Annotated in this window: 11 protein-coding genes and 2 pseudogenes; 3 read left to right on the plus strand and 10 right to left on the minus strand. The window is 70.7% G+C overall.

Translation table 11 applies throughout. From position 1 onward, the window contains the following. A pseudogene (locus JHC79_RS21320) lies at positions 1-752 on the plus strand (hypothetical protein); the annotation flags it as partial. 22 nt (positions 753-774) lie between these two features. Here the strand turns inward: JHC79_RS21320 and eccB are convergent. Next, positions 775-2,265, minus strand: a complete 1,491-nt coding sequence (gene eccB, locus JHC79_RS21325) for a type VII secretion protein EccB (RefSeq protein WP_296394634.1) — start codon at positions 2,263-2,265, stop codon at positions 775-777. Between the two features lie 101 nt (positions 2,266-2,366). Here eccB and eccE point away from each other — a divergent pair, with 101 nt between their 5' ends. Further along, positions 2,367-4,064, plus strand: coding sequence for a type VII secretion protein EccE (gene eccE, locus JHC79_RS21330; RefSeq protein WP_296394636.1), 1,698 nt, complete (start codon positions 2,367-2,369; stop codon positions 4,062-4,064). A 100-nt stretch (positions 4,065-4,164) separates the two neighbouring features. Here eccE and JHC79_RS21335 read toward each other — a convergent pair whose 3' ends face one another. The 9 genes from JHC79_RS21335 to JHC79_RS21375 all read right to left on the minus strand — a co-directional run bounded on the left by JHC79_RS21335 (position 4,165) and on the right by JHC79_RS21375 (position 9,260). Then, the gene (locus JHC79_RS21335; RefSeq protein ID WP_296394638.1) at positions 4,165-4,452 is read right to left on the minus strand and encodes a WXG100 family type VII secretion target; all 288 of its coding nucleotides are present in this window, start codon (positions 4,450-4,452) and stop codon (positions 4,165-4,167) included. Positions 4,453-4,483: 31 nt separating this feature from the next. Further along, a complete protein-coding gene (locus JHC79_RS21340; RefSeq protein WP_296394640.1) occupies positions 4,484-4,795 on the minus strand; it encodes a WXG100 family type VII secretion target in 312 nt (103 codons plus the stop codon). Between the two features lie 103 nt (positions 4,796-4,898). Then, on the minus strand, positions 4,899-5,711 hold the full coding sequence (locus JHC79_RS21345) for an ESX secretion-associated protein EspG (protein ID WP_296394642.1): 813 nt from the start codon (positions 5,709-5,711) through the stop codon (positions 4,899-4,901). Next, on the minus strand, positions 5,708-6,409 hold the full coding sequence (locus tag JHC79_RS21350) for a PPE domain-containing protein (protein ID WP_296394644.1): 702 nt from the start codon (positions 6,407-6,409) through the stop codon (positions 5,708-5,710). Before JHC79_RS21350 ends, JHC79_RS21345 begins: the two co-directional genes overlap by 4 nt. Continuing rightward, entirely contained in the window at positions 6,406-6,711 is a 306-nt protein-coding gene (locus JHC79_RS21355; protein WP_296394646.1) for a PE family protein, read from the minus strand. The genes JHC79_RS21350 and JHC79_RS21355 overlap by 4 nt, the downstream gene beginning before the upstream one ends. A gap of 37 nt (positions 6,712-6,748) precedes the next feature. Further along, positions 6,749-8,095, minus strand: coding sequence for a hypothetical protein (locus tag JHC79_RS21360; protein ID WP_296394647.1), 1,347 nt, complete (start codon positions 8,093-8,095; stop codon positions 6,749-6,751). A 22-nt stretch (positions 8,096-8,117) separates the two neighbouring features. Then, positions 8,118-8,435 carry a type VII secretion target gene (locus JHC79_RS21365; protein WP_296394649.1) on the minus strand — a complete coding sequence of 106 codons (318 nt, stop codon included), beginning with the start codon at positions 8,433-8,435 and terminating at the stop codon, positions 8,118-8,120. Positions 8,436-8,565: 130 nt separating this feature from the next. Beyond that, a complete protein-coding gene (locus JHC79_RS21370; RefSeq protein WP_296394651.1) occupies positions 8,566-8,913 on the minus strand; it encodes a YbaB/EbfC family nucleoid-associated protein in 348 nt (115 codons plus the stop codon). Then, a complete protein-coding gene (locus tag JHC79_RS21375) occupies positions 8,910-9,260 on the minus strand; it encodes a hypothetical protein (protein WP_296394653.1) in 351 nt (116 codons plus the stop codon). The genes JHC79_RS21370 and JHC79_RS21375 overlap by 4 nt, the downstream gene beginning before the upstream one ends. A gap of 214 nt (positions 9,261-9,474) precedes the next feature. Between JHC79_RS21375 and JHC79_RS21380 the strand changes: the two are divergent. Next, a pseudogene (locus JHC79_RS21380) lies at positions 9,475-10,048 on the plus strand (hypothetical protein); the annotation flags it as partial.

Below are 10,048 nucleotides of genomic sequence, written 5' to 3' on the forward strand. Positions count from 1 at the left end.
GGGCCTCGGGTGGCGGCGGGGCGCCGCCCAGCGCAGCCGATGTCGCGGCCCAGACACGTCAACTGCTGGAAACCGGTGGCCCGGGCGGGAACCCGGCGGGTCCGATGCCCACCGGCGTCGACCCGATGGGGGGCGGCGCGAACACTCCGGGCGGTTCCGGGGCCTCGGCGATCCCCGGCGCGCTCGGCGGCGTTCCCGGGATGTCGGGGGCGTCCGGGGCGTCGGACGCGATGAAGAAGGCGATGTCGCAGGGGGCGGCCCTGGCCGGCATCCCCTCCCCCGCCGGCCTGTCGGGGTTGCAGTCGAAGCTGGGCGGCCTCGGCAAGCCGGGCGAGATCCCCGCCCTCAAGGGTCTGTCCGGACTACCCCACGGTGCTGGTGCCGGCGGCGGCGGCGCGGGTGGAGGTGGCGCAGGCGGTGGTAGTGCCAGTGCAGGCGGCGGGGGTGGAGCCGGCCCCCTGGGCGCACCCAAGGCGATGTCGGACGCGGCCACCCGTGAGGCATCGATCTCGCAGGGGCTTCGGGAGAGCGCTGCGGCCGAACGCGGCGCGGCCACCGCGGCCCGCGCGGGAAGCGCGGCCGCTCCCGCCGGCGGTGGAGCCCCGATGGGCGGCGGCGGAGGCGCCCGCGGAGGCGGGGGTGGCGAGGACAAGGAGCACAAGACGAACAAGTTCCTGCGGAGCACCCGACGCGGGGAAGACCTGCTCGGTCAGGCGCCACCGGCGACCGCAGCGGTCATCGGACCGCAGTGATCTGAACGCGTCGGCGTTCGATTCAGCCCCCGGCTGAGACGCCCGTCGACGCGGGAGCGATGGGAACGCCACCGTCGGACAAACCGATGGAGTCGCGCTCCACCAGCGCGTCGCGCGCCGAGAGTGCCGGCCCGGGCGCCAGCAGCTCCACGATCGGCCACGGGGCCGGGGCCGGTGTGTCGCCGAGACCCAAAGCGGTTCCGGTGGCCGCGTCGGCGATGCCGAACCGAACACCGGAATCATTGACGTAGACCAGGGATTCGCGCCGCGGGGAGTCCGGATCGGCGCCGGTGGTCACCACGTAGTCGCCGGTGCTCGGCGGGATGTAGACCGCATCCAGGCCGCTCCCGGGACCATCCGCCGAGGCGAGCTGAACCGGGCGGGCGTCCTCGGGCACGGGCAGGCGCCGGCCGGCCAGAATTCGAAGCGTCGCCTCCGTACCGTCCACCGGGCGATCCCAGGCGAGGCAGCCGACGGGGGCGTCGGCGTCGGAGACCACCGTGGGGGCCGTGGCGGGGAAGCCATCCAACGGGAGCGTGGTCCCCTCGGTGACACCGGTGATCGATGCCGGTCCCACCTCACTAACCTCGCCACCGGACGCGCGGTCGGAGAAGCGGACGACGTCGGCGGCAGCGCGGTCCACCTTCTGAATGGAATCGGCGAGCACCACGTAGAACGACGACGCGGACCCGGCGACACCGGGCACCTCGATCACCGAGCCGACCGCGCCCAGTTTCGTCCCGGACTGACGACCGCGCCCGGGGATCGTCGGGGTCGCCAGATCGGGTCCCTCCGGGAACGCGTTGAGCATGCCGACACTCACGGGCCGCGGGCGTACACCGTTCAGAGAGAATGCGGTCGTGACCGCGTCGTCGTCGTCGGCGACGCGGAATCGTCGGCCGTCGGCCAACAGGTAGCGGGTACCCGACGCCGAGACCAGCAGGCCCTCGGACGGTGAGAGTGCCCGGATGTCGGCGTCGGTCTGCGGCCGCGCACCCACCACGCTCGTGATCACGCCGGAGTCGAGTGCCGCTGCGCCACCCGGCGCGACGACGGTGTCGCACACCGACCACCAGGCGTGGTCGGTGTCGGCCGACCCGGGAAGGTTCTGCGGCGCACCGGGTATGCCCACCAACGGTCCGCGCCGATAGTTCGCGAGCTTCGACTCCGCCACCGACGTCGGCTTCGCGGCCTCACCCGTGATGAGCCGGGCCGAGGCGAGGTTGAGGACCGGATGCAGGACGTCGTCGATGACGACGAACAGTCCACCGGACTCCTTCGAGGCGATGATCTTGCTGTCGCCCACCGACCCCACCGGCTTGATGAACCCGTATACCGCGAACCCACCGGTGACCAGCAGCGCCAGGACGATCCCCACGGTGGCCGCGCGGAACTGGGACCGCATCGGATCGTGCAGCATGCGTACATCGCGGCGCATGAGGGCGTGTTCGAGTCGGCGCAGCAGGAACCGGTAACCGTTGACCTGTTGGCGCGTTGTCAGCGGAGTGGGCACGCACCCTCCGTCGGTCGAAGATCATCAATGGGAGATGTTTCGCAAGGCACGGTACCGTAATCGGCGACAACGGCGGAGACGAGTGTGACGAGGCGGCGATCATGACGGACCCCGGCGAGTTCGAGGTCACGCGGCCGGACACCCCCTGGGTGGGCCGGGTGTTGCCGTCGACCAGTCTGGTGATCGCCGAGATCCTCGTCGGCGTGATCACCCTGGCGCTCGCGCCCGTCGGTCTGCCCTGGTGGGTGGGCGTGGTGGTCGGGGTGGTGATCGCGGTTCCCCTGCTCGCCCGGATCGGCGGCGTCTCGCTCACGCGCCGGATGGGTGGTCGGATCAGCCACATCGGACGGCGCCGACGCAACAGGAACGGGCCCGAGGCGCCGTTCGACGTGCCGATGCCCGAGGGCGGCAGCTGCGGGATGCGGTGGGACGGTGACCGTCTCATCACCGTCATCCGGGTCGATGCCGACGCGCGCGCTCTCACCCGATTCATCCCGGGTCGGACCATCACCGACGACATCGTCCCGCTCGATCTGATCGCCGAATGTCTCACCCAGTTCGACATCCTCGTCGACTCGGTCGATGTGATCAGCCGCGGATCGCGCGCCTGGGGCGGCGGACCGATCGCCGAGATATACCGTCGGATCCTGGGGCCCCTGCCCGCGACGGCATTCCGGTCGGTCGTCGTGGTGCTCCGGCTCGACCCGCTGCGCAACGCCACTGCCGTCGAACGACGTGGCGGCGGATCGACGGGCGCACTGCGCACCGCGGCGGTGGCCACCCGCAGGGTCGCCGGACGCCTCGCGGGCCGCGGCCGCGCTGCGACGATCCTGACGGCGTCGGAGGCCACCGCGCTGGTGGGTGTGCTCACCGAGGGGGTCGATCTCGCCGATCTCGACGAGAAGCGGACACACCTCGATCTCGGTGCCCTCCAGACCACCACACACTGGCTCGACGAGTCCGCCCTCACCGACGTCGGGGTCACCGCCCCGTGGACGGTGCAGAGCATGAACACCGTTGTCGCGATCCATCTCCGCCGATCCGGGTCCGACCCCGACGAGCGTGTGGCCATCAGCGCGCTGGCGCGCTTCACGACGACCCCGGGAACCGAGATCGACACGCCCGCGGGCTTCCGGCCGATGGACGGTCGACAGCGAACCGCGCTGGTCGCGACGTTGCCGCTGGCCGACCCGTTCCGCAATCGAGACGGCTGGGAATTCATCACCACCGTCGACGCGCTGCGCGGTCTCCCGTTGCCCGCGGCGGGATGTGGGCAACTCGTGGGAGCCGACGCCGACGGCCGGGCGGTGGCGCTGCCGCTGGTGGGGTCCTCGGTGCGATCGGTGGAGATCGCCGGGTCGCTCCATCTCGGGCAACAGGTGATCCTGCGGGCCATCGCGCTCGGCGCGAGGGTCATGGTCACCTCGGATCGGCCGGGCGACTGGATGCGCATGGCCAAGACGGTCGGCAACCCCCAGGTGCTCGCGGTCGCCGGTGCGGCGGCGGGATCGCAGGTGGCCGGCGCGCGACAGGGTTATTCGGTCCTCGTGTTCGACGGCACCCCGCCGCCGTTCCAGAGCGCCGAGGTGACCACCATCGCCATCACCGCTCCCGGCCGGACGCCGTCGGATCATGTCGACGTCTCGCTCGCGCAGAACGATGAGACGGGGACATGGGTGACGGTGCGCAGTGGGTCGGAGTCGATCCGGGCGATGATGGTCGCCAGCGCGGACGAACTGAACTTCATCGGCCACTCAGTCGGCGTGCACCGGACGGGATCGACGACCGTCCCCCGCTGACCCACGCGAAACCGTTGCGCGACAACGGCACGTGCCCACTCGGACACGACGACGCCCGCACGGAGATCTCCGTGCGGGCGTCGTTGTGTGACGGTTCGGGTCAGCCGCCGAGTGCGTTGCTGTTGGAGATGTCGGTCTGGTTCATGTGATCGGCACCCTCGCGCACGTTGCTCGAGATCTTCGCGAGGATCTGCTGGGTGTCGCCCATCTCGTTCTTCCACTTCGAGATCGCGGCGTCGTAGGCGTCGCTGGCCGAACCGGTGAACGAACCGCGGAACTGCGCGACGGTCTGCTCGAGCTGCTCGGTCTGGCTGATCAGGTGCTGGCCCTGCTGCTGCAGCGAGTCGGCGAGGCCGTGGATCTCACCGAAGTTGTACTTCATCGTCATGAGTGTGGTCCTTTCGTGTGGTCGAGTACGACTAGAGGTTGAGACCGGACGCCGAGAACGTGCTCGCGGTGTCCTCGTCGGCGCTGCTGGACTGCGTGAAGACGGTGCCGCCCAGAGTTTCCCGCAGCTCGTCGAGGGCGCGGTTGAGGCGCTGGGCCTCGCCGTCCCACTCGGTCGCCGCACCCTGGAACGCGGTGAACGCGCCGCCGACCCACGACGCCTTGGCCGCGTCGACCTCATTGGTGATGGTCTTCAACGTCTGACGCAGATCGTTGATGATCTCTTCGACGCTGCTGGTGTGCTGAGCACCGGCGTCGAGATCGAGCTCGAAGTTCCCTGCCATGATCATTTCCTCCATCTCGATGTGCTGACCACGACCACCCGGCGGCGGCCGTCGTTTCTGTCCGTCCGGGCCGCGAACGCACCCGTACCTGTTCGCCCCGCGGTCACGGCATCCACCGCCGGCTCGGCAAGGTCTCGATCAGCAGGCCGATCGCCTGTCTGACCCGATGCCCCGATCCTGCGGACAGAGTCGTCCACGCTCTCTGATCGGGGGCAACACTGGGTGCGGCGACCAGACGTCCCCGGGGGGAGTCGTAGACGGCTACCGATCCAGCAGTCTGTTGGGGACGACCGTCGACACGCGCGGTGGCGACGATCTCCAGATGGCGCGTGCATCCCACGAGGACGTCCGCGATGGTGGCGGCCGCCGACGACGCCGCGCCGAGGCGCACGAGAGCATCGGCGACCTCCACCGCGTCGTGGTGGCCTCCGATCGCCGCGCAGAGTTCGTCCGTCGGCGCCGAGAAGCTGCCCTCGAGTGCGATGGGAGACGCGTCGGGCATGCGATCGGCCAGGATCGTGGCGACGCCGTCGATGTCGGGTGTGCCGAGGGTCTCGATGGTCACACCGGCAGAGTCGTGGACCAGGAGCACATGAGCGAACCCGTTGCGGCACAGCATAGTACGGCGAATCCCGACCGCGTCGACCGCGCGGACGCCCAGGACCACCTCGGGGGTACACGCGGTCACGATCGCCGACGCGATGTCCTCGCGGACCGCCCCGTCGACCACGACATCGGCTCCCGCCAGCTCGGCGCGCGCGTGCACGGACGCGGCCGCCCACGCCTCGACGGAGTCGTGCGCAGGCACGATCTCCAGCGCGGCAGGCCATTCGCCGATGGCGAGCATGTCGCCGAGAAGGATGGCCGCGTCTCGGCCGATCCGCAATCGCATGGGTGCGTCGACGGTCCACATCATCGATCACCCTCCGACGTAGGAGGACCGAGGTTCAGCACACCTTCGGGCAGCGTCGGGGGCACCGAGGTCGTTGTCGGCGTCGGAGCCGGTACCGGTCGGGCCGTCCGGTGCGCCGGAGGCGATGCGAGAGGCGGCATCTGGGGGCGAGCGGGCCCGGACCACACCACAGCGGTGTCGGTGGAGGCGTGTTCGTAGCTGTGCATCGCGCGGGCGGCTGCGAGGCGTTGGGCGTGCGCGAACTCCGTCATCCGCGTGCCGCCGCCGGTCAGCGGGGTCACGACCACACCGCGGCCGACGGAATCCGCCCGAGCCTTGTCGGCGTCGGTGCTCGCGACGTCCTCGGTGGACGGCATCGTCGACACGGCCACCTCGGTCACGTCCGCCTGCCGCCGCGCCCGCTCCGCGGTGGCGGTCGCGTGCGTACCCAGTTCGTCGATCCACCGACGCAGGAGAGCGGCCCGGTTCACCACGGCTGATGATGCGCCGGACCGCCAGGTGCGCTCGAGGTCGGACACCACCGAGTCGAGTTCGTCCCCGACCGCCGAGAGGTCGGATCCCAGGGCGCGCCAGGCGGCGTCGGCCTCGGACAGCGGCGTCGCACCGGGGCCGTCGCGCAGTTCGTCGGTCAAGGCGCGGGTCGGTCGCGCATCCCACAGCACCCCGGTGAATCCCACCCGGACCTCGGCAGCGGCCGTCATGCGCGCATCGCCGCCGCGGTCGCATCGTCGGCGGCGTCGTAGGAGGCCGCGAGTGAACGCAGCGTTGCTGCCACGGTGCGTAGTTCGTTCACGGCGACACCGGTGTCGCGAGCCGTCTGGTCCCCGACCGCGCTGAACGTCGTCGCGACACGACGTGACACCTCATCGGCGCCGGCCGGGACCACGGTCAGGGCGGGCGCGTTGCGGGCCAGCGAGGTCTGCAGACGGTCGGCGAGCGCATCCATCTCCGACGCGGCGGCACGCAGCGAGGAAGGATCGACCGAGAGCTCATGTGCCCCCACGTGTTCCTCCGTCCCTCGTTGCCGTGTCATGTGTCGCTCAGAGCCGCAGCTCGATGTCGGGCGCGGTCTCGGTCTCCGGAGGCGCATCGCCACCGACCACGGGTGGGGTGGCCGACGGCATCGCACCGACGACCTCGGACCCGTTACTCGTCGTGACCAGGAAATCTGGTGAGCCGTGGCCTCCGTCGATACCGGCACCCCGCGCCCCGGACGCGGCACCGGCAGCACCCGCCGCCCCAGCACCCATGGGCATCGCTCCACCGGCAGCGGTCGACGACGTCGACGTCCGCGACGCCGATGCACTCTGCGAGGAGCTCGCACCGTTGCCCGCGGCGCCGGATTCTGTTGCCGGCGAACCCATGTCAGCGACCGCATAGCGCTGCAGGGTGGTCGGCGTGGACGCCGATCCCCCGCCTCCGCCACCACCGCCGCCGAGCTTCGGGGCAGCGGCGCCACCGCCGCCGCCTCCGGATGCGGCTTTGCCTTTGCCCTTGCCGGTGGACTTCGCAGTGGACTTCGAGGTCGGCCGCGCCGTCGGGTGCGGCGTCAGCATCGGCCCGAGCGCCGACGCGCCGCTCGCGGCCATCGACAACGGCTGGCCGAGCTGCTGGAGCAGAGAGGTGACGACGCCGATGGGGACCGGGCTGGTCGGTGCACCAGTGATCGGGATCTGGGTTGCGTTGACGTTCTGTCGCAGCGTCTCCGGCGTCAGCTCCGCCATGGTGGTGGTCACCACGGTCGTCGCCTCGGCCAGCGCGTCGGCGGCCGCGGTCAGCATCGCCACCTGTCCGGGCGGCGACCAGATGAACGGCATCGCCGCAGCCGCAGTGGCCGAGAACTTCGTGATCACCGCGACCATCTCGGCGTTGCCCTTCGACACGATGGCCGCCCCGTCGACCGTGCTCGAGGCGATGTTGTCGGCTTTGGCGCTCACCTGGGTGCCCTCGCCGGCCGCGGTGGCCGACTTCGCGGCGTTGGTGGTGGCCGCCTGACCGCTCCATCCGCCGTCGGCGGCGCTCATCGCGCCGGTGGCCACGCCCATCGCCGACTGGATGACCTGAGACAGTCCGGTCAGCAGGCTGGTCGGGTCGAATCCCTGTCCGGCAAGGTTTCCCGAACCGAACGAGCCGATGAGGTCGGTCAGCGGCTTGAACAGTGAGGTGACGTCGAGCGCCGGGAGCGGCGGGATGGTCGGTGCCGGCGGCATCGGTGGAGGCGGGCCGGGCGGCGGCGGTACCCCGATCGATTTCAACACGTCTTTGACCGGAGTGTCGATGATCGGACCCAGCGGACTGTGCCGGAGCATCTCGATTATCGACTGATCTATCGGTGCGGGGACCAGGCTGTCGGTCGCCTCGAACGGCGGGGGCGCGGCGTGCGTCATACGGCGTCGGCTCCGCTGCGGGTCAGAGCTTCAGCGCGACGTCACCCAGAGCGGCGGCGTGGGCGGCGTCGGACGCGGTGTACGCGGCCGCCGACCCATGGGCAGCGACGGCCTGACCGGCGTGAACCGCGGCGAGTTGCTCGGACTCGAAGAAGTTGGTGGTCATCGCGACCACGGTCGCCACCGCGTGCTGAGCACCGATCGGCCCGAACACCGGCGCGAGGATCGTTGCGACGGCGGCGACGTCGACTGCACCGGCGGTGGCGATCTGCGTTGCGATTGCTGTCTGAGCAGCACCGAATGCGTTGATGACAGCGGGATCTGCGACAACCTGGTTCATCGACGTTCCCTCCGAACGTTGGGGACACCACCCTTCGGCGGCATCACCGGAATGACGGTGTGCAAGTGCTGAGCCAGCATAACGAACTGATCCCGGTATTGCACGCCTGACCGAACATTGCTCCGGTCGATCAGTCCTCGGGTGTACGACCGACAAGGTCAGCGAACTCTTCCGAGAAGCCTGTGACCACCCGCGCCCGCTCGGCGAAAGCGTCGCGGGAGGCCGTGGCGGCCGCCTCGACGACCAGGGCGGCGAACCGGACACGATCGAGACGCGCGATGGCATCACCCAGTTCGAGCGCCACCACCGCGCCGTTTCCGTCCACCGTGACCGACACTGCACCGTCCTCCACCTCGGCCGTGGCCCGGATCGCGCTGACCCCCTCTGTCACACGTCGCAGGCTGTCGAGCTGGCGCGATGCGCGCGCCAGGAGTTCGCCCATCACCGGGTCCGGCTCGCCCGGGATGCCCGCGGTCACAGGGGCCTCATCCACGACGTGGGTTCGTAGTCGTCCTCGTCGTCGAGGATCTCTGCGCGAGCGACGTCCTCGGGACGTGGGTGACCGAAACGGTCGATGACCTCGGCGGGGACGCCCTGCTCGCTCATCTGGATACGGCGCTGCAGGCCGGCGCGCTGAGCCGCTTGTCGGCACAGGCGCAACAGGTCGCGAGCGAGTACGTCGGGATCGCGCTGGAGTTGCTCGGCGTCGACGTCGAGGCGTACCGGCAGGCCCTGCTCGGTGGCCGTCATACGCAACGCCCCACTGCGACTGGCGACCGTCACCAGCAGTGCCGCGTTCTCGGCGGACTCGTCACTCGCCTCCACGGAAATCCCTCCTGCTCCTCACCCACATCGGTCCCACTGTCGCGCTCATGGCACCCACGGTTGCATCATGGTAGGCGTACAGCGGGGGGAATCGCGGTCCGCCGCGACGCCGAGGCGCCGTCGGAGCACTGGCGTCGGCCGCAGGCCGTGGCGTTCGCACCCGCCGACGAGACCATGGCCGATCACGGCCACACGAGAAGAGTCGAGGACGCACGTGACTTTCGACAGGAGCCAGATCCCCGCGGCGCCACCGTGGTTGACCGGCGGCGCGGTACCCACTCCCCCCGACGACGACCGCGAATCCGCGCAGCGCGCGGACCCGGGTCCGGATGGCCGCGACACCGACTCCACCGAGCCGGTGCCCACATCGCACGCCGTCGACGAGACGGATTCGGCCGCGTCCGACCGCCGACACTCCGATTCCGAGGACCCGGCCGGGAGCGGACAACCGTGGGGCGAACCACCGTCCCGGCACCAGGCCGAGGACCGTTTCGACGGTGGACGACCGCCCCAGGGCGCGCCCGAGCAGCGGTTCGACGGCGGGCCCGGCCCGCAGTGGGACGCACCCCCGCCGCAATGGCGCGACGACGTCCCGCCGAACCAATGGCAGGGCGACGGTCCACCTCCGCCGCGCCAGTTCGACGGCCCGCCGCAGCGTGGATTCGACGGTCCGCCCCAGCCGTGGCCGAGCGACGGTCCACCTCAGCGTCAGTTCGACGGCCCACCCCAGCCGTGGCAGGGCGACGGTCCCGGCGGTCCCTGGCCGGGTCCGCCTCCCGGTGGCCCCC

It is taken from the genome of Williamsia sp., from assembly GCF_016462415.1.
Classification (GTDB): Bacteria; Actinomycetota; Actinomycetes; order Mycobacteriales; family Mycobacteriaceae; genus Williamsia_A.

Coding starts and splice junctions, on each gene's coding strand:
- eccE (WP_296394636.1), top strand. CDS start 2,367: ATGACGGACCCCGGCGAGTTCGAGGTCACGCGGCCGGACACCCCCTGG.
- JHC79_RS21335 (WP_296394638.1), bottom strand. CDS start 4,452: ATGACGATGAAGTACAACTTCGGTGAGATCCACGGCCTCGCCGACTCG.
- JHC79_RS21340 (WP_296394640.1), bottom strand. CDS start 4,795: ATGGCAGGGAACTTCGAGCTCGATCTCGACGCCGGTGCTCAGCACACC.
- JHC79_RS21345 (WP_296394642.1), bottom strand. CDS start 5,711: ATGATGTGGACCGTCGACGCACCCATGCGATTGCGGATCGGCCGAGAC.
- JHC79_RS21350 (WP_296394644.1), bottom strand. CDS start 6,409: ATGACGGCCGCTGCCGAGGTCCGGGTGGGATTCACCGGGGTGCTGTGG.
- JHC79_RS21360 (WP_296394647.1), bottom strand. CDS start 8,095: ATGACGCACGCCGCGCCCCCGCCGTTCGAGGCGACCGACAGCCTGGTC.
- JHC79_RS21365 (WP_296394649.1), bottom strand. CDS start 8,435: ATGAACCAGGTTGTCGCAGATCCCGCTGTCATCAACGCATTCGGTGCT.